This window comes from Janthinobacterium saanense, from assembly GCF_014200675.1.
Lineage (GTDB): Bacteria > Pseudomonadota > Gammaproteobacteria > Burkholderiales > Burkholderiaceae_D > Janthinobacterium.
The window spans coordinates 76,630-96,750 of sequence record NZ_JACHCI010000021.1 but is presented as its reverse complement, the minus strand read 5'-3'; the positions used below and the strand labels follow the sequence as shown (position 1 = coordinate 96,750).

The window sequence follows — 20,121 nt, the reverse complement described above, 5'->3', positions numbered from 1 at the left end:
ATAGATTCATCCATGAGCTAACTCGCCCGATGTAGGCGTAGCACTTCGTGGCGGGTTTTGACGCTGATCGACGATTGAATCGGGCATACAAGCAGGACAATCAGAGCGCCCTACCCATTCTGATATCGAGACTTCATCAAGCGTGGCCTTAGCAAAATATTCTTCAAATATCTTTGCAGAATTAGTTTCACCCACCCACTCCAACAACCGCCAATCCGCCGCCACCCTTAACTTGCGCAACGCTTCCGGCTTGATACGGCACTCGCCCACCGGCACGTCATAGGCCAGCGCCCGCTCGGCGTGCATGGGGTTGGTCATGATGGTGGAATGGTCGGTGGCGTAGCTACCCACCTGCTCGGCCATCCTTTCCTTGATCCGCGTGCTGCGCCATTGCAGGAAAGCCGCGTCAGGCGTGGCGTTGGGCATTTCCTGCTGCACCTTTTGTCCGGCCGGGCTTTTGTTTTCCCGCTGCGCCAGGGCGCGTATCTCCGCCCGCTGCTCGAATTTCAGGCGCGCTTCGTCCGCCGCCGTACCCTTGGCGCTATCCATCCGTTTGGCTTCAAGCTTGCCTTGCTGGCCTTGCAAGCCACCCAGTGGAATTTCATGGTCGGCAAAATGATCGTCTTCCGGCGAGCGCGGCTTGCCTGCCTCGCGCGATTCGCCGACCGGGTCATAGCCTTGATCGAATTCCTCGCTTTTTTGGCCAAAACGCAAGGATTGGGGCGTGAATGGCGGCTCCAGGTCGGGAGCGTTCAATTCGATCTGCCACCCCTTATCTGGCGAACCGTTGGTCGGCTGCTGGGCCAGGCCCAGGCCAACGATCGTCAACGGCGCCGAGGCGATGGTCAGCACGACGGCAAGCCAGCTCTCGCTGGCGGCGATACCTTGCTTGATGGAATAGCTCGCATACTTTTGCGCCGGAAACCAGAAACCATCACCACCAGGCTTGGGCTTGCGCCAGTGGTCTTTCCAATAATGGTAATGACCTTGCTTGCCGACCTCAAAACCTTGCGCAAACACGCGCTGTACAAACACGCCGGCCGCATTGGTCGCCGCCAGTTCGCCGCCATTCTTGCTGCCAGGCGCAAGCGAGCCGGACAAGCCACGCCAACCCATGCCCTGGATGGCAATCGAGGACACCACCAGATCATGTGGATTGCAATACACCGTCACCCGGCCATACGAAGATTTTTTACCTCCCCGCTCAGCCCCGGCGATGCCATATTTTTCACGGTCTGCCGCAGCGGAAAAACCGTGCTCGGCATTGGCCATGCAGCGGTCGATGCGTTGGTCCGTCTGCACCTCGCCCAGGCTGGCCCGCTTGCGGATAATGTCAAAGAAATTCTTCAAGGTATCGATGCGCGCCTGCAAGGTCAGCCTGCCGGTGCTGCCGTCTGTGCCACGCAGGTTGCTGCCTACCCAGTTTTCGGAGCCGTTGCTTTCTAGCAGGCTGTACGGCGAATTGCAGATGACATAGTTATCCGCCACGCACGCCATCGCCTGCACCGGTGGCAGGCGCGCACCGAGAAAGGCGGCGGCCATCGCCACCATCGTGCCCTGGCTGTGGCAAACAATGGTCACGGGCACATCGGCCTGCTGCTGGCGTATGGCTTCGACCAGCTTGGCGAGCCGATAGGCGGCCAGCACGAAATACGGGCGCGGCGGGCAACTGAATACTTCCCGCTCGCCGAAGGGATTCATGTGCTGGATCTTGTACCACAGGAAAAGACCATCGCTGAGGCCATCCTTCCACAAGTCGGCCAGGGCGCTGCAGCCATTGGCAAACGGCCCGCCGCCCCAATAATCCTGTTCATTCAGGTAAATGCCCTTGCCATATTTTTGCAATTCCTCGCCGCAAGCCTTGTAGCCCCAGCGAAAGCGGATCACGGGCGAAAAAGTACCGGCCTCCTGGATCAAAGTATCGGCCGACATTTCCGGGTTGATGAAACCGTCGGCCGTTATTTCGGCGCCATAGTTTACCGGCGTCAATTGCCCGCCTTCCGGACCGGCGTGGACCAGGTGGGTGCACTCGCGCTTGAGGCGCGTGTTCAGGCCCGCGCACAAACCCTGCTCGCTCTGCTGATACCACTCGCCGTCGGAATTGACGCCATGCACGAAGATGACGATACCGGGCAGTGGCAATTGCTGCAGCATGTCGTGATCACCGTGATGCGGCAGGGCCAGGAAGCCGCATGCTGCATGCACGTCGATATTCGGGTCGTCGCATAGCGCTGGATGTGGATCAAAGGTCATCGCGATACCTTTTAATGTCAGGAACGGCGCACGAAGAAGAAGGTTTTCAGCTTTTGCAAATGATCGCTGAGCACCTTCGGCCCGCGTCCATCGCCGCCACTGGTAGCCGTCAAGGGGCTGCCGCCTTCGCGTTCGACATGCACTTCCACGCCTTCCACGGGCAAGCCATCGGTCGGACGCAGCAAGCGCGGCGTGCGGCCCAGGTCACCTTCACCGAAGATCGGCAAGTCCCCTTTCATGCTGCCCGGACCATTCCAGTGATGGCCATCGGTTTTCACCGTCAGCGCGCCCGGCCCGCCCAGTTCCACCGCCCCGCCCGACAGTTTCAGGTACGCGCCACCGGCCGTCATGAAGGTGATTTCGTCTTGCGCCACGCCGATCATCCGCGTACCGGCCGTGAGTTTCATTTCCTTGGCGGCATCGGCTTGCAGTGCGTCATGCTGGCTTTGCAACAAAAACTTGCCGAAATGGGCCACTTGCACGATGCCGTCCTTGTGTGCAAACAGGGAAATGCCTTTACCCGCATTCACATTGCAGCGCTGCGCCGCCGTCAGTTGCAAATGCTGTTGGGCGACCAGGTCGATATTCGCGCCCGCGTGAGTGGCGACGGTCTTGGGCGTGCTCAGCGCCACGCCGTCCGGTGCGGTAATGCTGATAGTGGCTTTATCAGCGGCAATGTCGCTGCTTAATGCACGGCTACCGGCAGGGTCCAGCGCCAGCGCCTGATGCTGGGCGGCGAACTCGCCCAGCGAACTGAATAATTCCAGGCACTCCTTCATCAAGCTCAGATGTTCAGCGCTGTCGAGTTGTTTGCCCTGCGCATCGATTCTTTTCCAGGCCGAAATCAATAGCGAACGCGCCGTGCGCAAGCTGCCGCTGGCGTCGCTGCGCAATTCAAAACCGTCGCCGCGCTGCTGGCCCGCGCCATCGCTGCGCGGCTCGACCAGATAACCGAGGTTCAATTGGGTGGCCGCCTGGTCGCTGGCCAGCTGGGCGCTAATTTGCGATGGCGTGTCGTCAAAGCGCAACTGGTTGCCGCGCCCGCCCTTTATTTCGCGGCTGCGCATGCCGGACAGATAACGGTTGCCCGGCAATCCACCACGCTGACTCAGCCCTGGCGGCACACCCACGGCGTTGTACAACTGGCCGATGATGATGGGCTGGTCAGGATCGCCACCGAGAAAATCCACCAGCACTTCCGTGCCGATGCGCGGCAAGGTCAAAGTGCCGCACTGCTGGTTGGAACCTGGACCATTGCCGGCCCAGCTGGAGGCGACGCGCACCCAGGCCGAATCGCGTTCCGTGTCAGAGGCGCCCGAGCCACCGGCGTGCGCATGGTCTTGCGCCCGCGTGGCGCCAAAGCGCAGCTTGACCCTGCCCAGGCCATCGCAATGGACCTCTTCGCCAGCCGGCCCCACCACCAGCGCACTCTGCAGGCGCACGACCGGCAAATCGCTGCGTACATCGTAGCCCGGCACGATCTCGATGCCGCGCCGCACACAGGTAAAACGGCTGCGGTAGCGCAAGGCCGAGCTGGAGTCCGCCATGCCCGGCGGCGCCAAGCCGCTATCCAAAGGCCAGCCGCTCTGGGAAAACAAGCGCTCTATCCTCGCATCCAGGCCTTTCGGCAAGTTGTTGCTGGCCAATACGCTGACCGCCGTGAGGACGAAACAACGCTCGGCCGCCGGATGGCTATCGATCTCGGCATGCCCTTCCAGGCTGAACCATTGACCAGCACAAAAGTCGCGCACGCAGGCCTCGCCCTGGAAACATTTGCTTTCCAGATCGTGGCGCGCCATGGCCAGTTGCCCAAGATAGCGCTGATCGTCATTGCTGGCGCCGGCATTGGGCATTTCCACGATGTAGTCGTCAAGGCTGGCTGCCAGGCGATTGCCATTGCCGCCCTGGTCGACCATGCCCACCGCCTGCGTGCGCATGAATTGTGGACTGTGCGGATGGCCCTCGTCCCAGCTGTAGCGTTCGGACTTTCCCGGTTGTAAACGGCGCACGGCGCTCCAGGCCGTGACCGTATCGCGTTCTTCGGTCGCATCATCGCGGTGATAACGCACTGTGCCAGCCGCGTTCTGCGGCAGCCGGCTGGCGTCATCGAACAAGAACAAGGTGTGGACAGGAAACTTTGCGTCCGCGGAAGCAGTCGAGGATCCCGGCTGGAAGCACCAGGCGATGCCCCGGCGGCGCAGCAGGCGGCGGATAAAGGCGGCATCGGATTCATTGTGCTGCATGGTGAATTCACGCACCGGCAGGTTGCGCGCCACCAGTGCCGGATCGATGGCGTAGTCCAGGCTGGCGGCCAGCACGCTATTACCCTGGCGCCATTCATCGACCAATATCTGCACCACCTGCAATTCATTCTTGCCGCGAAACACGCGCGTATTGATGCGCTTTTCCATCAAGGCCAGGGCGTCGCGCAACACCAGCTGATAGGTCGCCAGGCCACCATCGCTTTGCCCCGCGCATGCTTCGGCCACGATGCCGCAGACGCGGCGCAGCTGGCCCCGGTCTGTGACGATCTGCAACTCGGCCGGCACGGCAATGAATTGTTTAAGGGCAAGTTGCACCTCGGTCGCCACGCACAGGATGCGGTACTCGATGCCGCCACAAATAGCCTCGCTACCGCTGATGCGCTGCGGCAGCAGCACATCTTCATTGATGCCTTCCGGATAGGCAAGGCGCAGCCGCAAGGGGCGGTTATCCGAGCTCAAGGTCTTTTCAGACGTCATCCATTGCGCGAAATCTTTCACGTCAAGCCTCCCATCAAGTTGATTGATATCTGCATGGCGTCAGGCCGAGCCATCGAAGCGTATGTCGTAAGCCATATCATCACGGTCATGCTGCGGCGGTGTGGTGAGCAGAAAGGTGTCGTGCCCCAAACCAACTGGCATGCCCAGCACGCAGCCACGCACTGCTTCGCGCCGCAGCACCAGCCGCACTTCGATACTGACGGACGGCAAGCCAAACAGCGCCAGCATTTGCCGCAAGGCCAGCGCGCCTGGCCGGCCAGGCAAAAAGTCGTCATAGGCTGCGCGCGCCAAAGGCCCCAGCACCAGGCGCACGCGCAAATCCGCACGCCGGCAGCGTTCACCCAGCATGGCGCCCCGCCCCAGCAGACAATTGGCCGTCGCCAACAAGCTATGTTCCTGCGGCGCGCGCCAAAACCAGTCGCCTATCCAGCGCTGTAGCTGCACCGGCACCTCAAAATACTCGGCCAGCACAGATTGCATCACTTCGGCCGTCGCCGGACGATGGCGCAGCATGGCCGCGTAATGAGCATGCACATGGGCCGGCAAACCATCAGGCTGCTGCGCCAGCTGGGCCGGCCAGCTGCCAGCCAGGGCCAGTTGCAGCTGCAAGAAATCGCCGCCGTCCGCGTCCGCCTGGCATTCGATGCGATAGCGGGCCCAGGCTTGATAAAACAGGCCCAGGGCCCGCTGCGACAAAGTGTCCAGCCAGGCGCGCGGGCCGTCATCGCCGGTTTGCCGTTCGACGCGGTTGATCATTTCCGTGTAATGCAAGGGCAAGCTGCCATGCACGCCCAGGAAACCGGTCATGGCTGGCTGCAGATGCACGTGCATCTCATCGGTATCGCTCAGCTCCAGCCACAGCTGTTCAATCTCGCTCGCGGCAAACGACAGCGATGTGCTGCCATGCAGGCGCAGACAATGCTCGAAGACCTGTTCGTGCGACATGCCCTGCTGTATCAGCCAGGCTGCCAGCAGGCGCACCGCCTGGAAGAAATCGAAGCGGGACGGATCATCGAGCAAACGCTTGATGACATGACTGGTTAAGCCAGCGCCTGGCTTCCATTGCGTGGCAGGCAGCACAACAGCTCCTTTCCATTCTTGTGCGACAAGACGATCAAGCGGGTAAAGCTGCCCAGATGCACGTACAGGCCCAGGAAATGCTCGACCACTTGCGCAAACGCATGCAGGCCGCTGCCGACAAACGCTTCTTCATCGACCGTCAGCAAGACGTCAATACCGAATACCAGGCTGCCACCCGCCGCATCGTGCAGCCAGGTACTGGCAGAGCGATGGCGCAAGCCCATGATGCCGGCGATCTGGCGCGCAGCACTGACGGAACCCGGCAAGTTATACAGTTCCAGGATTTGCTTGAAGGCCGGCAAACCCTGCTCGCTCAGCGACTGGTGGTTCAAGGACAATTGCGCGATCAGCCGCCAGTGCGAAGCGGCCCCCGCCGGAAAACGGCAGGTACTGGTGGGTTTGCGCAGCAGGCGTACCGGCAAGGTGCTGGCCAGACCATCGTGGTGCAAATCGCCGCCAGCGGCGCCATACGCCAAACGGCTGGGCAAATCACGGTTGCTGCAAGTGAGCATGATGGACACTGTTTGCGTGACGTCGGACAAGGGCTGCATGGCGCCGTCGACAAAAGCGATGCGCATGTCGTAGCCTGGGTTGCTCACAGCCATGTTTTCATCGCGCCGCGTGACCCAATAGCGGCCCAGGCGTCCGCCCGCCTCGCCATGGCGCATCGAATAATAGGGATGGAACTCGTCGAGCGCATTACCCTGCGACGTCTCGCTGAGCACCTGCACGCTATCGACGCTGTGAATATCGTAGAACTGTGCCTGCCGCACCGATGGCAACAGCACGTGGTCGGCGCTGGTCTGGCTCAGCCGGATGGGATTGGCCGGCTGGCTGAACAAGTTAACCACCGGCGTGCATCCTGGCAACAGATGCTTGGTAGAAAGAGGCCGCAAGATGCGCGCGATATCCGAATCGGCATGCAGGTCGGCCAGCAGCAAGTGCACCGTACAACGCCGGCTGCCCGCCGCCAGATGCGGCTGCAGCGCGGCTATATCCAGGTCGACAAAATTGAACTTTTCAGGAAAGGCAAACCATTCGCCAAGCAAGCGATACGCGGGGTGAGACCTGGCCGTGTACGGTATCAAAGCTTCATCCAGGGCAACACCCACCGGTTGCAGCGGTATCTGCTTCAGCTCCTGCCAGGCGCCCTCGGCCGTTTCCACATAGGCGGCGCGCACGCGCATGAACAGGCAATCGCGCAAGGTGGCGCCAAACGAGGGCTCGCCATCAATAAACAAACGCAACGCCGGCAGCGCCAGGTCCGGCAGCGTCTGCGTTGCCCCGCTCGCTTCCAGCGTGATGCTGATGGCCGAACCAAGGCCGGGCGCAAACCGTATCGCAGCCGGCGCCGCAACGATGGACTGATAGCGCACCTCGGCCAGGCGCAGCGGCGCCACGGCCACGTCATACGCGGTGCGGAACTTGCAGGCGACGCCTTGATGCTCGGCGGTATGCATGATGGTGCCGCGTGGAATGATGGCCAGGCCGGTAGTGTTGTCGCCATCATTATCGATACGGGCAATCGAGCAAGCGGGAAACGGACGCAAATAATGGGGGAAATTGACTTCCAGCAAGGTTTCACTGAATAGCCCAAAAGCATCGGCCAGGCGCTTGGCCGTGCGTGCATTGAACATGGCAAACGCCTGCACCATGCGCGCCATGTGCGGATCCTGCGGCCCTCCTGCTACGCCATCTGCCAGGCCCAAGGCGCCGGCAATGGCTGGATAACGCCGGGCGAAAGCCTGGTTGTGCCCATTCAAGGTGCCCAGTTCGCGTTCGTAATACTGCAGCAGCTCGTCCATGCCCGCCCCTCCGCTGTGGGCGGGCGGCACATGCCGGCACGGCCCCATCCGCATTATTGGGGCAGGCGATCAGGGAGAAATTGCGTTTGGACAAAATGGCTGGCATGGCCCGGCAAGCAACACTGAAAAACTCCCCGGCTGGCCTTTTGTTCATTCCTTGCCAATATTAATTGACTTATTCGAAACAATCGTTTTAAATCAGTATGTTACTTAAAATCAATCATCTTGCGCATTCAAACACATTTAATGCTTGGTGCACATGTTGATGCACTCTCAGCCAAGGTCTATGGAATTGCTCGATCCCCTGCGTCAGCCCACTTTGCAAGACGGCAATATCAGCGAGCATTATGAAGTGCGCCGCTTGCTGGGCGAAGGCGGTTTCGGCCATGTATTCGAAGCATGGGATACCAAGCTGTGCCGCAGCGTGGCGCTGAAGCGCCTGAAACCGCAAGCCGATGTACTGCATCCCGAAAAACTCATCAATGAAGCGCGCCTGGCCGCCTCGCTGCGCCATGCCGCCTTCGTGCGTATCTTTTCCATCGAAGGCCAGGGCACAGGCCAATCCATCGTGATGGAACTGGTCGAGGGGCAGACGCTGGGCCAATTCATGCACAGCGGTGCGGCTACCGTGGAAGCGGCGCTCGATATCGGCTACCAGATCGCCGACGCCATGGACGAGGCACACGCCATGGACCTGGTGCATGGCGATTTGAAACCATCAAATCTGATGCTGGAAGCGAACGGCAAGGTGCGCATCCTCGACTTCGGCCTGGCCCGCCACATGGATCCCCAAGCCACGCAAACCACCGCCCTGTGCGACTTGCAGGGCACCATCGCCTACATGGCGCCCGAACGCCTGATGGGCCGCCTGCCCGACACGCGCGGCGACGTCTACGCGCTGGGCGCCATGCTGTACGAAATGCTGGCCGGCCAGCGCCACTTCGCCCACCTGAACGGCCTGGCCCTGGCTGCCGCCCACATGCAGGCGACAGATCCCTGGCCAGACCTGCCCGACACCGTCCCGCCCGCCATCAACGCCCTGGTCCGCGCCATGACGGCGCACGACCCGGGCGACCGCCCACGCACCATGCGCGACGTACGCGATGCGATCGGGACGCAACGCGGGGAAGCGGCAAGATCGGCAACGCCTCTTGTTAATGAGAAACTTGCGCAAAAAGAGCTGCCAGCCACCGTTTCCATCCAGCTACCCATCCCCCGCAAGCGTACATTGAAATGGGGCGCCGCCATCGCGTTGTTGGCAGTACTGGCGGGATGGCAGTTGCCAAATGTGCTGCCTGTGGTGAAATCGCTTGTAACTGGCGAAAAAGCACCGCAACCGTATTCGGAAATGGCCAGCATGGCAGCGGGTATGGAAGCACTGCGGGTGTTTGATCGCGATACCAGCCAAAGAACTGCCATCGAAGAGTTTAGCAAAGTACTAGAGCACAACCCATCAAATGCGGCAGCTGCAGCCGGTTTATCGCTAGCTTCGAGTTTACGCTATACCGGCAACGGTCGCGATGAAACCTGGCTACAAAGGGCAGATGTCAGCGCAAAGCAGGCTTTGGCGGCAGATAATCAACTCGCTCTGTCTCATGTTGCACAAGCTTGGGTATACGAAATCCAAGGAAAAAATGAAGAGGCATTACGTGAGGCGACAATATCGTTAAATTTAGAACCGAATAATTTACTAGGTTTGTATGGAAAAGCTCGTCTATATATCATTAGTCATAAATTCGAATCAGCCCACTCCATACTAGAAAAAGCAATTGCAGCATACCCTCAAGAGCGCTTGTTCAATTCCATGCTGGGCTATATGTATTACAAGCAGGGCGATTATGTTACCGCAGAGAAAATATTTCGTAACAGTATACGTATGGACCCACAATCGCCTAGTGCTTACGCATCCTTAAACGCAACATTACTTCGACAGAACCGAGGTGATGAGGCCCTACAAGTTCTACAGCAGGGCCTGCAGATACATCCACACTGGGAGTTGTATACAAATCTTGGTACTTCTTTGTTTGCAAAAGGTGACTATCTTGCTGCTGTCCAAGCATTTGAAAATGCCGTCTCCGAGAAAAAGGGAAGTCCGGGAACATATTTACTATGGGCTAACTTGGCTGATGCTCAACGCTGGGTACCTGCACAAATAAAATTATCAAGAAAGTCATATTCCCGCGCTATTGAACTGTTAAGCCCTATGCTCGCGCGCATGCCTAACGATATTACGATGAACTCACGGATGGCGCTATATCAAGCCTACGTAGGCGAAAAAAAACAAGCCTTAAACATAGTAAAACACGCGGTTAATCTGGCCCCACAAGCAGCCGAAGTCCAGTTCCGGGCAGCTCTAACATACGAATTAATTAACAACCGTAGTGAAGCGCTGAATGCGCTGATACGTGCCAGCAAGCTTGGCTACCCACTCAATCTGATCGAATCAGCCCCCGATCTGTTGAACCTGCGGCGAGATGCCCGCTACCAACAATTTCTCATTACCCTGGAAAGAGACAATAAAAAATGACCCCTGTAAGCCCTTGGATGAAGTTATCCGTACATTTTGATGCAGACCAGATCACCAACCAGCTCGACTACAGCTTTACCTCATGCGATGGCACGGCCGATCCTCGCCACGGTCCCTATATGGGCGGCGTGCACTTCCAGAAAGGCCAGCATGTATATCTGGATGTCACCTGCTGCGGCTCCAAGGATAGTGGATTCACCTCGTTCCAGATCGTCGATTGCTGCATCATCACCTTGCCGCAACTGACACAGATCGGTCCGAAGGTCCCCACCATTTATTCACCACCGTCGCCATTTCTTCAGTCTGTGGGCGCCACCTATCACTTGCCGCTGGATTTTGAGATCCAAAAGCTGCTGGGTGAACCGGCCGAACCGCCGCTGCACCATATCCGCCAGGAATGGAAACACAATCTGGACGTAGGCTATGCCTCCGGCCGCTGGGAACTGTCATTCGTTATTACCGTGCGCATCATGCGCGGCGAAGACACTCAACCGGAATTGCGCGTATTTTCCTTCGACCCGGAAAGCTCAGTTGGTGGCGACGTAATGATGTAACTCTTAGCTGAGACATAGCCTGTAGTATATCGATCCTGTCTTTCATGCACGCCCCTTCCTTAACTAAGCGATGTCACAGGGTTATGCATAGCCTCACCTGCATAGCCCGTCCATCGAAATAAATACCAACCTGGCTGACCTTTTGCTGTGATGCCGAACAACAGCGGCATCAATGCTCGTTCAAGCTATGCACAGTGAATGCGGCGCGTCAGACGCCCTTCCATCAACGTTCCCTAAAAAAATAAATTCCCCGCTACACGCGTGCGGCGCTTTTCTTTCTCTATAATATATTGCGCTACGGAAACATTTGCATTTATTGCTTTTGTTTCCCAGGCTCACAATATTTCACCAACCACATCTTGCGAGATCGCCATCATATGAGCACCTTCTTCGAACTGGAAAACCAGCGCCGCAGGCAATGGTTGAAATTGCTTGCTGCATCGGCCGCTGCAGGCGGACTGAGCGCCTGTGGCGGGGGTACATCAAATACCCCTGCTGCGCTCGCTGGTAATACTACGGTCGCCGTCCCGGCGCCGCAGCCAGCCCCTACCGCGGCGGCGCCAAAAAGCGCCAAGCGCGGCATCGCCTATGACTTGTCGGATCCTGCCGACTTCTCGGCGCTGTTGCCTGGCGTGAGCTGGTGGTACAACTGGGGCAGCCGTCCCAACAGCGCGGTGCCAAGTGACTACGCCACGCGCTACAACATGGATTATTATCCGATGCTGTGGAATGGCAATTTCAACGATGCCGACACGGTCACTTATCTGAAGGCCAATCCCGGCATCAAGTACTTGCTGTTATTGAACGAACCGAACCTGACGGACCAGGCCAATTTGACGCCGCAACAAGCTGCCGCCCTGTGGCCGCGCTATGAGGCGGTAGCCGCCAGTACCGGCGTCAAGCTGGTCGGCCCGGCCATCACCTGGGGCACCATGCAGGGCTTCAGCGATCCCGTGGTCTGGCTGGACGCTTTTTATGCGGCCTACCAGTCTGCCAATAACGGGCGTAATCCGCAGATCGACTACCTGGCGTTTCACTGGTATGACTATGGCCTGGGCGGCCAGCTCGATCGCCTGCTCAAATACGGCAAGCCATTCTGGGTCACGGAAATGGCCAACTGGCATAGCCAGAATGACGGCGCGCAAATCGATACGGTGGCGAAACAGAAGGCGCAGATGGCCGAGATGGTGGCCCTGTGCGAAGGCCGCGCCGACGTGTTCCGCTATGCCTGGTTTATCGGCCGCATGAGTCCCGATCCGCACTTCACCAGCCTGCTGGGCGCCAGCGGCCAGTTGACGGAGTTGGGACAATATTATCTGTCCTTGCCGTTCAATACCGCCAAGCAATAAGCCAAATCACAACAGGCCAACGCCGGTTTCCCGGACGCTGGCCTGTTGCCTGTCAATTTCTTGCCTATTTACTTCTGCAACGTCACCACGCCGCACGCCAGGCGCGCGCCCGAATTGCCGGTCGGCTGAGTCTGCAAGTCGTCCGCGACTGCATGCAAAATCACGCTGCGGCCAGCCAGCGCATTCGGCGCAGCCGGGTCCAGGGTCAGCTGCGTCAGCGGAATATCGATAGTAAAATCCACATTGCCATTGGCGTCCGCCGTCACGTTGCCGAAATCGCCCACATGGTGATGCATGGCGTGCGGACCGCCATGCTCTTCCTTGGTCGGATTAAAGTGGCCACCGGCGCTGCTGCCATCGGCCGAGCTGCAATCTCCATGCTCATGCACATGGAAACCATGCAAGCCCGGCGGCACGCCTTGCGCATGCAGCGACACGCTCAGATGGTCAGCTTGCTGCACCACCGTCAGCAGGCCAGTGGCGGTGTTGCCTGCCGTCGGCTGCAGTTGCGCCTGGGCAGTCGGCAAGTTGGCGGGCGTAGTAGCGCAGGCGCTCAGCGCCAGTGCGGTAAAGCCGATCATGGCAGGGTAGAAAAATTTCATTGTGAATCCTTGAGTGTGGAATTAACCGTTTATGCCTGCAACACGGCAAAAGGTTCAATCGGACACAAAATCAATTTACCATCACCACCGCCTGGCCCACATACGCCCTGCCTTGCAACTGCTGCACCAGCCATAGCGCCAGATCAGCCCGCGTCACTGCGCGGCCGGTTTCGCCCTGCTCCAGCACGTGCACGCTAGCTATCGCCGGGCCATCGATCAGGACCGGCGCGCGTGCAATCACCCAGTCCAGTGCGCTCTCACGCACGATGGCCTCCATCGCATTCTTGTCTGCAATGATGCCGCGCAAGAATGTCGGCATCAGCAGCCAGCGATACCACCACGGCGCCTGCCGCGCGCTATCGGCAACACCCATCGCCGAGACTACCACCAGCCGCCGTGCCCCCGCCCTGTCCATGGCGCTGACGATATGGCGCATGGCTACACGCTCCAGTGTCTGATATTTCCACGGCGCCACGCCGCCGATGCACTCCACCACCGCTTCCTGCCCCTGTATGGCCAGCAACACATCTTCCCCGTTCAATGCATTGCCCTCGATCACACGCACGCCGGCGCGCTGGAAACGTGCGGCATTGCGCACCAGCACGCTCACCGTATGGCCCAGTTCAAGAGCATGCTCCACCACCAGGCGGCCCGTCCTGCCATTGGCGCCAAGAACCAAAACCTTCATCGACTGCCCCTTTTTCATTGATCCATGGGGAAAATGGCGACCGCCGCCAGACAGTGGCACCCGTCAGTTCCTACCCTGCTTGCTTAAATAAACGCGTCGCGTGCGGCACGGGCGCACTCGCCATCCTGTTCATCCGTCGCCCCGGCCGACCCCACGCCGGAGCAACCGATGCCGGCGATCAACTGGCCTTGCTGGTCGCGCAAGACTGTCACGCTAGCCATCGGCAATATCGCGCGCGCCTGCATCACGGACAAGGCTGCAATCGTGGCAGCAGGCATCTGTTGCAATTTATCGCCATCCTGCCGCAGCAGCGCAGCCGTGTAGGCTTTTGACTGGGCAACCTCGATCGACAGCCAGTGCGTGCCCTCCATGCGTCCAAACGCAAACAGGCGGCCGTCTGCATCAACGATCGCGGTCGATACCGCAATGCCCAGCGAGCGCGCCTTGTTCTGGCTGGCGGCGATCATGCTCTGTGCAATTTCCAGGTTTAAAGACATGTTGTACTCCTCTCAGGCGCCAGGCACGATATCGGTCGACGCGGCCAGCTCCTGCTGCGCTTCGACGGCCGCCAGGCGCTCCGTCAATGCCTTGCGGATGATGCCCCAGGAATCGCTGCCCAGCACGATGCGCCTGGGCGCAGGCGTTTGTTCCACGCTGTCGATGATGATGGAGGACATCTTTGTCGGATCGCCCAGAGGCAGACGCGAGGTGTCCTTCAGCATGGCATGCACCATCGCTGCCGGTGTGCCCTGGTAAGCGTCCAGCGGCTGGCCCAGTTGCGCGCCGCCGTGGCGGAAATTGGTACGGGCGCTGCCCGGCTCGATGATGGTGACGCCGATCTGGAAAGCGGCCAGTTCTTGCCCGATAGACTCCAGGAAACCTTCCAGTCCCCATTTGCTGGCGTGATACAACGATCCGCCCGGCAAGGTTGCCTGGCCGCCGAAGGTCGACAGGCCGATGATGCGGCCGCCGCCCTGCGCCCGCAAGTGGGGTAAGGCGGCCCGCACCAGCATGATGGGACCCAGCAGATTGGTGGCCAGCTGATGCACCACCTGCTCATCGCTCAGTTCTTCAGCCGCGCCAAACAAGCCGTAACCGGCGTTGCTGACGATGGCGTCGATCTTGCCCAGCTCGTCAAATGCGGCGCCCACCACCTTTTGAATCTGCTGCGTCTGCGTCATGTCCAGCTGGGCCAGCCACAAACGATCGCCATACTGTTGCTTCAGATCAGCCATCGTTTCCAGCTTGCGGACGGTGCCTGCCACGCGGTCGCCGCGGGCCAGTAATTGTTCCGTCATCAAACGGCCGAAGCCACTGTTGACGCCGGTGATAAACCAGGTACGTTGCTGTGTCATCTCATGCCTTTCAAAGTAATGCCGTTGGATACTTCATGGACCGGCGCTGAATCGCCGTCTGTTGAAAACAGCATCCAGCGCCGGAAGACTGAAGAATAGTCCCTCCACACAAGATTTTGAATGCTTGAGCGTCGATGATTCATGCGCTAAAATCTGAATATGATGCTCGATCCTTTTTCCGACCTGTTAAAACTGCTGAGCGCGCAGTCGGTGATTTCCGGCGGGCTGATCGCTGGCGGGCCATGGGCGGTGGCGATCCCCAGCTCCGACAAGCTCAAGTTCTGGGGCATCGTGCGTGGACACTGCTGGCTGGTGCTGGAGGGGCAGGACGCGCCGGTCGCGGTCAGCGAAGGCGATGTATTCCTGCTGCGCGCGGCGCGTCCCCATGTCATCGCCAGCAGTCTCGATGTGGCGCCCATCGACCTGGAGCAACTATTAGAAAAGCGTCAAGGTGCGATTGCGCGGCATGGCGCCGGAGAGGAGTTTTTCATGATCGGCGGCAAGGTTGATCTGTCCGACGACAATGCGCAGCTGCTGCTCGATGAATTGCCACCGCTGATACATATCCAGGCGACATCGCCACATGCGCCCTCGCTGCACTGGCTGCTGCAGCAGCTGGTCAGGGAGCGCGACGGCAACCATCCGGGCGTCGCTGCCGCGTCTGCGCAGCTGGCCCATCTGATGCTGATTCAAATCCTGCGGGCCTATTTCGAGAACGCCGAGTCGATCGCCAGCGGCAGGCTGCGCGCCATCGGCGACCGGCGGCTGGCGCCCGCCCTGCAATTGATCCATGGCGATCCGGGACGCGCCTGGCAGCTGGCCGAGCTGGCGCAAGCGGCCGCCATGTCGCGCGCGACCTTTTGCGCCTATTTCAAGAACATCGCGGGCGTAGCGCCCATGGCTTATCTGACCGAGTGGCGCATGCGCCTGGCTGAACGCCTGCTGCGCAGCGAGCGCACGTCCGTCAGCGCGATTGCCGCCTCGCTCGGCTATGGCTCGGAGAGCGCCTTCAGCAATGCCTTCAAGCGCATCAACGGACGTTCCCCCAGGCACTACCAGCGCGCGCTGCAAGCGCGCCAGGAGCAACACGTGGCAGCTTACTGACCGGCCTGCAGTCGCTTCCACTCTTTGACGTAATCGATAAACGCCCGGAACGCCGCTGAAGGCAAGCGCATGCGCGGGTAATACAAGGCTTCCCCATCGAAGGGCGGCGTCCATGCCGCCAGCACTTGCAGCAAGCTACCGTTGTCCAGCATGGGCTGGGCTTCGCGCTGCTCCACGCAAGCGAGACCCACACCAGCGGCGGCGGCCTTGGCAGCGAGCAAGGTACTGCCCAGCAGCAAGCGTCCTTTCACGTCGATTTCCGGCAAGGTGGGGCTCGCGGAAAACTCCCAGCGCATGATGCTGCCGCTGGGCATGCGTGCGCGTATGCATTCATGCCGCAGCAAGTCGCCCGGCGTGGCCGGTGTACCGTGGGCAGCAAGATAAGCTGGCGACGCCACGATGATCAATGCCTCCGGTATGCCCAGTGGCAAGGCCACCATATCTTGCGGCGCGATGGTGACCAGACGCAAGCCTGCGTCAAAGCCCTGGGCGATGATGTCGACCAGCCGCCCTTCCGTCACCAGATCGACGCGTACGTCAGGAAAGTCGCGCATGAAGCCGACCACGATGGGCAGCAAACGGTCGGCGCCCCAGCTGGACGCATTGATACGCACCAGTCCGCTGGGCCGGTCACGCAAGGCATGCACGCCGTCGATCGCCTGCGTGATTTCGCTCAAGGCGGGCCGTACCCGGCCCAGAAAAGCAGCGCCCGCCTCCGTCAAGGAAACGCTGCGCGTGTTGCGCAGGAATAAACGGATGCCCAGATGACTTTCCAGATTGGCCACGATATGGCTGACCGACGAGGGCGACATGGCCATCTCACGCGCTGCACCCCGGAAACTGCCATGCGTGGCCACCGCCTGCGCGACTTTCAAGGCGCGCAATCCCAAATCTTCCACTGTACGGTTTCCTTCATCAGTCTGTTCAGTACTGGCTAGCTTACATCATCAATCATTAGCCCGTACATTAGCAGCATCGAATCCAAGGAGAATTGAGTATGACCACTGTGAAAACCATTTTGATTACCGGCGCCTCGTCCGGCTTCGGTGAGGCGGCTAGCCATTTTTTTGCCAAGGCTGGATGGAATGTCATCGCCACCATGCGTACGCCGGAACAGGCGCCGACTGGGGTGGCCGAGGCTGGCCAGGTACTCGTGACACGCCTGGACGTGCAGGATAGCGACAGCATCGCCACGGCGATTGCCGCTGGCATCGCACGCTTCGGCAAGATCGACGTGGTGGTGAACAATGCAGGCTACGGCCTGTTCGGTGTGTTCGAAGGCTTGACGCGCGACGCCATCAAAAAACAGTTCGATACCAATCTGTTTGGCGTCATGGACGTCACGCGGGCGATTTTGCCGCACTTCCGCAGCCAGCGTGCAGGCACCATCATCAACGTCAGCTCGGGCGCCGGCGCCATCGGTTTCCCGATGGCTTCGCTGTACTGCGCCTCGAAGTTTGCACTGGAAGGCTATTCCGAATCGCTGTCGCACGAACTGGCGTCACTGGGCATCCAGGTCAAGCTCGTCGAACCGGGCGGCGCGATGCAAACGGGCTTCATGGCCAGGGTCGGCACGGAAAGCGCCGACTCCGCCGCCATCGCAGACTACACGCCCTTCCTGGAACACGTGGGCGCGCTGTATGCAGGCCTGGGCGCGTCAGCGGACGCCGATGCGGTGGATACCGTGGTGGCAGCCATCTACCAGGCGGCCACCGATGGCAGCAAGCAACTGCGCTACACGCCGACCCGCGATATCGCCGCCCTGCTCGATGCGCGCCGCAGCTCGTCGGAACAAGAATATCGTGCTTTAACTACCGGCTTGTTCTCGCTGCCAGCGTAAGACTGAAACTGCCATCAACCCCGGTACAGGGGGTTGCTGGCAACATAGACCAGGACCGGTGTGGCGGTGAAGCCGGATGGGGCAATCTTCGACAAATCGAAGCGCGCCTCTTCCGGGAAGGTGTCGAAATGCCAGCTGAACATTTTGTCACCGGACTTGAATTGCACGGTTTCGCCATTGCTGACACTGACATAGCTGGTATCTGCCGTGACAGTGATCACGCGGCCGGCAATACCGGTGGTCACTGGCGTGCCGTAATCGACGGAAGCGCCGGCCCAGCCTGCCGCCTGGGCGCCAGAGATTTGGGTGGCGGCAGCAAAGCCGGTGATGGCCAGAACGATAGCGGCGCGTTTCAAATTCAACATGGTCCTGCTCCTGATGGTTGGTGTGTTAATCGAGATCCTTGTCTCGATACAAACCAGTGTAAGGAGCGCCCGCTGACCTGGGCATGACAGGACCATTACAAAAAAATGACAGCCCAGGCCTCGCTGCCGGAATGACGAAACTGTCATTTCTCCGTCATTTCCGCGTCATTTTTCACTGCCTACAATAGGACCTCCATCCCATTGCAGGAAACTTCCCATGCCCATCCCCCCCACAGGCAGCAAGCAGCTGGCACGCATGCTGCCGCTCGCCGTCATTGCCGTCACGGGCGCGGCCCTGGTGGCAGCGTATGCCTACGCAGCCGGCTGGCTGAGCCCAGACCGATTGACCCCTGTCCTCATCATCGACAATTTTCATGCCGACTTTGGTCAGCATCCAGGCTTTCGCCGCAACCATGCCAAGGGCATGTGTGTCGCCGGCTACTTTGAAGGCAATGGACTGGGCACGCCCTATTCCAGCGCGGCAGTGTTTGACAAGGTGCGCACGCCCGTGATCGGCCGTTTCGCCGTTCCCGGTGGCAATCCTGCCGTGGCGGACACGGCAGGCCCCGTGCGCAGCCTGGCGCTGCAATTCACCCAGTCCAACGGTGAACAGTGGCGTACCGGCATGAACAACACACCGGTCTTCATCGTCAATACGCCGCAGGGTTTTTATGACAACCTGCAAGCTTCGCGCCCCGTGCCAGGCACGGGCAAACCGGACCCGACGCGCCTGCCAGCCTTTTTTGCGGCCCATCCCGAATCGTCCGCCTTCCGTCTATGGGTGAAGGGCCACCCGCCGACGTCTTCGTTTGCCAACACCCGTTTCTACAGCATCAATGCGTTCGAACTGGTCGATGGCAAGGGCGTGCACCATCTTGCGCGCTGGTCGGTATTACCAGAAGCCAACGCCGCACCGCTCTCGCCTGCCGCAGCCAGCGATCCGAACGCCTTGCAGGATGAGCTGGCAGAACGCCTGCGCGCCGGGCCACAACGCTGGCATTTGCAATTGCAACTGGCCAAGCCTGGCGATCCCGGCAACGACGCCACCATCGCCTGGCCAGACGACCGTCAGGTGATCGACGCCGGCGTGCTGACCCTGGAAAGCACGGTCGCGCAAGATGACGGCCCCTGCCGCGACATCAATTTCGACCCGACCGTATTGCCGCGCGGCATACAGGTGTCGAACGACCCGCTGCTGGCCGCCCGTTCCGGCGCTTATGCCCGTTCCTACAATCTGCGCACCGGCGAACAGGCGGCGCTGCACGCTACACCAGGAGCATCACGATGACATCACCGCGCTTTTCATTGACCTTGCGCCTGCTGCACTGGACCATGGCGCCCTTGCTGCTGGCCATGCTGCTGATCGGCACCGGCATGGTGGCGACCGTTTCACACTGGCATGTGACCTTGCTCAACTTGCACAAACCGCTGGGGCTGGCACTGCTGCTACTGGCCGTGCTGCGCCTGCTGCTGCGCCTGTTCAGCCCCGTGCCGGCATTGCCATCGACCTTGCCGGTCACCTTGCGCCTGGCAGCGCATGGGTCACACTGGCTGCTGTACGGCTGCATGCTGGCCATGCCGCTGATCGGCTGGGCCATGCTGTCGGCCGGCAACTTCCCGCTGCCACTGCTGGCCGGAGCCACATTGCCGCCGCTGCTAGCGCCCAATGTGGCCCATTACGCCCTGCTGCGCTCGCTGCATACCGTGCTGGGCGAGCTGTTCTTCGTGCTGGTGCTGGGCCACATCCTCGCCGGCCTGGTCCACGCGCTGCTGCTGCGTGATGGCGTGTTCGACGCCATCAGCCTGCGCCGCAAGCGCAGGCCAAAAGACGAATAAA

Annotated in this window: 17 protein-coding genes; 7 read left to right on the top strand and 10 right to left on the bottom strand. The window is 60.1% G+C overall.

What is annotated here, in order from left to right:
• Nucleotides 1–6 precede the first annotated feature (6 nt).
• Genes HDE72_RS22920 through tssF form a run of 4 tightly spaced genes read right to left on the bottom strand, consistent with a single transcriptional unit; the run spans nucleotide 7 to nucleotide 7,900 of the window.
• Entirely contained in the window at nucleotides 7–2,253 is a 2,247-nt protein-coding gene (locus HDE72_RS22920) for a T6SS effector phospholipase Tle3 domain-containing protein (RefSeq protein WP_183746339.1), read from the bottom strand.
• 17 nt (nucleotides 2,254–2,270) lie between these two features.
• On the bottom strand, nucleotides 2,271–5,015 hold the full coding sequence (locus HDE72_RS22915; RefSeq protein ID WP_183746336.1) for a type VI secretion system Vgr family protein: 2,745 nt from the start codon (nucleotides 5,013–5,015) through the stop codon (nucleotides 2,271–2,273).
• A gap of 39 nt (nucleotides 5,016–5,054) precedes the next feature.
• Nucleotides 5,055–6,095 carry a type VI secretion system baseplate subunit TssG gene (gene tssG, locus HDE72_RS22910; protein ID WP_183746333.1) on the bottom strand — a complete coding sequence of 347 codons (1,041 nt, stop codon included), beginning with the start codon at nucleotides 6,093–6,095 and terminating at the stop codon, nucleotides 5,055–5,057.
• The gene (gene tssF, locus HDE72_RS22905) at nucleotides 6,056–7,900 is read right to left on the bottom strand and encodes a type VI secretion system baseplate subunit TssF (protein ID WP_183746319.1); all 1,845 of its coding nucleotides are present in this window, start codon (nucleotides 7,898–7,900) and stop codon (nucleotides 6,056–6,058) included. The genes tssG and tssF overlap by 40 nt, the downstream gene beginning before the upstream one ends.
• Before the next feature lie 286 nt (nucleotides 7,901–8,186).
• Between tssF and HDE72_RS22900 the strand changes: the two genes are divergently transcribed.
• The 3 genes from HDE72_RS22900 (at nucleotide 8,187) to HDE72_RS22890 (ending at nucleotide 12,330) form a co-directional block, all read left to right on the top strand.
• Nucleotides 8,187–10,427, top strand: coding sequence for a serine/threonine-protein kinase (locus HDE72_RS22900; RefSeq protein ID WP_183746301.1), 2,241 nt, complete (start codon nucleotides 8,187–8,189; stop codon nucleotides 10,425–10,427).
• Nucleotides 10,428–10,444: 17 nt separating this feature from the next.
• A complete protein-coding gene (locus HDE72_RS22895) occupies nucleotides 10,445–10,981 on the top strand; it encodes a hypothetical protein (RefSeq protein WP_183746298.1) in 537 nt (178 codons plus the stop codon).
• Nucleotides 10,982–11,358: 377 nt separating this feature from the next.
• Entirely contained in the window at nucleotides 11,359–12,330 is a 972-nt protein-coding gene (locus tag HDE72_RS22890; protein ID WP_183746295.1) for a glycoside hydrolase family protein, read from the top strand.
• A 68-nt stretch (nucleotides 12,331–12,398) separates the two neighbouring features.
• Here HDE72_RS22890 and HDE72_RS22885 read toward each other — a convergent pair whose 3' ends face one another.
• The 4 genes from HDE72_RS22885 to HDE72_RS22870 all read right to left on the bottom strand — a co-directional run bounded on the left by HDE72_RS22885 (nucleotide 12,399) and on the right by HDE72_RS22870 (nucleotide 14,975).
• Nucleotides 12,399–12,932: a superoxide dismutase family protein gene (locus HDE72_RS22885; protein WP_260176871.1), complete on the bottom strand. Its 534-nt coding sequence runs from the start codon at nucleotides 12,930–12,932 to the stop codon at nucleotides 12,399–12,401.
• Nucleotides 12,933–13,002: 70 nt separating this feature from the next.
• Nucleotides 13,003–13,620: an NAD(P)-dependent oxidoreductase gene (locus tag HDE72_RS22880; RefSeq protein ID WP_183746292.1), complete on the bottom strand. Its 618-nt coding sequence runs from the start codon at nucleotides 13,618–13,620 to the stop codon at nucleotides 13,003–13,005.
• Nucleotides 13,621–13,703: 83 nt separating this feature from the next.
• On the bottom strand, nucleotides 13,704–14,117 hold the full coding sequence (locus HDE72_RS22875; RefSeq protein WP_183746288.1) for a GlcG/HbpS family heme-binding protein: 414 nt from the start codon (nucleotides 14,115–14,117) through the stop codon (nucleotides 13,704–13,706).
• A gap of 12 nt (nucleotides 14,118–14,129) precedes the next feature.
• Nucleotides 14,130–14,975, bottom strand: a complete 846-nt coding sequence (locus tag HDE72_RS22870) for an SDR family oxidoreductase (protein WP_183746285.1) — start codon at nucleotides 14,973–14,975, stop codon at nucleotides 14,130–14,132.
• A gap of 159 nt (nucleotides 14,976–15,134) precedes the next feature.
• Between HDE72_RS22870 and HDE72_RS22865 the strand changes: the two genes are divergently transcribed.
• Entirely contained in the window at nucleotides 15,135–16,079 is a 945-nt protein-coding gene (locus HDE72_RS22865; protein ID WP_183746282.1) for an AraC family transcriptional regulator, read from the top strand.
• Here HDE72_RS22865 and HDE72_RS22860 read toward each other — a convergent pair.
• Nucleotides 16,073–16,978, bottom strand: coding sequence for a LysR family transcriptional regulator (locus HDE72_RS22860; protein WP_221291369.1), 906 nt, complete (start codon nucleotides 16,976–16,978; stop codon nucleotides 16,073–16,075). The two genes, HDE72_RS22865 and HDE72_RS22860, sit on opposite strands and share 7 nt — an antisense overlap.
• Nucleotides 16,979–17,076: 98 nt before the next feature.
• Between HDE72_RS22860 and HDE72_RS22855 the strand changes: the two genes are divergently transcribed.
• Entirely contained in the window at nucleotides 17,077–17,919 is an 843-nt protein-coding gene (locus HDE72_RS22855) for an SDR family oxidoreductase (RefSeq protein WP_183746279.1), read from the top strand.
• Nucleotides 17,920–17,933: 14 nt separating this feature from the next.
• On the opposite strand, the gene HDE72_RS22850 is transcribed toward HDE72_RS22855, so the two are convergent.
• Nucleotides 17,934–18,284 (bottom strand): CzcE family metal-binding protein, encoded by a 351-nt coding sequence (locus HDE72_RS22850; protein WP_183746276.1) that lies wholly within the window; start codon nucleotides 18,282–18,284, stop codon nucleotides 17,934–17,936.
• Nucleotides 18,285–18,501: 217 nt separating this feature from the next.
• Between HDE72_RS22850 and HDE72_RS22845 the strand changes: the two genes are divergently transcribed.
• Together HDE72_RS22845 and HDE72_RS22840 are read left to right on the top strand one after the other, a co-directional pair.
• Nucleotides 18,502–19,572, top strand: a complete 1,071-nt coding sequence (locus tag HDE72_RS22845) for a catalase family peroxidase (RefSeq protein ID WP_183746257.1) — start codon at nucleotides 18,502–18,504, stop codon at nucleotides 19,570–19,572.
• The gene (locus HDE72_RS22840; protein ID WP_183746254.1) at nucleotides 19,569–20,120 is read left to right on the top strand and encodes a cytochrome b; all 552 of its coding nucleotides are present in this window, start codon (nucleotides 19,569–19,571) and stop codon (nucleotides 20,118–20,120) included. The genes HDE72_RS22845 and HDE72_RS22840 overlap by 4 nt, the downstream gene beginning before the upstream one ends.
• Nucleotide 20,121 lies beyond the last annotated feature (1 nt).

What these genes read in the sequence shown, in the direction of transcription:
- HDE72_RS22875 (WP_183746288.1), bottom strand. Translation starts at nt 14,117, where the DNA reads ATGTCTTTAAACCTGGAAATTGCACAGAGCATGATCGCCGCCAGCCAG.
- HDE72_RS22870 (WP_183746285.1), bottom strand. Translation starts at nt 14,975, where the DNA reads ATGACACAGCAACGTACCTGGTTTATCACCGGCGTCAACAGTGGCTTC.
- HDE72_RS22885 (WP_260176871.1), bottom strand. Translation starts at nt 12,932, where the DNA reads ATGAAATTTTTCTACCCTGCCATGATCGGCTTTACCGCACTGGCGCTG.
- HDE72_RS22840 (WP_183746254.1), top strand. Translation starts at nt 19,569, where the DNA reads ATGACATCACCGCGCTTTTCATTGACCTTGCGCCTGCTGCACTGGACC.
- HDE72_RS22880 (WP_183746292.1), bottom strand. Translation starts at nt 13,620, where the DNA reads ATGAAGGTTTTGGTTCTTGGCGCCAATGGCAGGACGGGCCGCCTGGTG.
- HDE72_RS22845 (WP_183746257.1), top strand. Translation starts at nt 18,502, where the DNA reads ATGCCCATCCCCCCCACAGGCAGCAAGCAGCTGGCACGCATGCTGCCG.
- HDE72_RS22855 (WP_183746279.1), top strand. Translation starts at nt 17,077, where the DNA reads ATGACCACTGTGAAAACCATTTTGATTACCGGCGCCTCGTCCGGCTTC.
- HDE72_RS22850 (WP_183746276.1), bottom strand. Translation starts at nt 18,284, where the DNA reads ATGTTGAATTTGAAACGCGCCGCTATCGTTCTGGCCATCACCGGCTTT.
- HDE72_RS22900 (WP_183746301.1), top strand. Translation starts at nt 8,187, where the DNA reads ATGGAATTGCTCGATCCCCTGCGTCAGCCCACTTTGCAAGACGGCAAT.
- HDE72_RS22895 (WP_183746298.1), top strand. Translation starts at nt 10,445, where the DNA reads ATGAAGTTATCCGTACATTTTGATGCAGACCAGATCACCAACCAGCTC.
- HDE72_RS22890 (WP_183746295.1), top strand. Translation starts at nt 11,359, where the DNA reads ATGAGCACCTTCTTCGAACTGGAAAACCAGCGCCGCAGGCAATGGTTG.
- HDE72_RS22920 (WP_183746339.1), bottom strand. Translation starts at nt 2,253, where the DNA reads ATGACCTTTGATCCACATCCAGCGCTATGCGACGACCCGAATATCGAC.
- tssF (WP_183746319.1), bottom strand. Translation starts at nt 7,900, where the DNA reads ATGGACGAGCTGCTGCAGTATTACGAACGCGAACTGGGCACCTTGAAT.
- HDE72_RS22865 (WP_183746282.1), top strand. Translation starts at nt 15,135, where the DNA reads ATGATGCTCGATCCTTTTTCCGACCTGTTAAAACTGCTGAGCGCGCAG.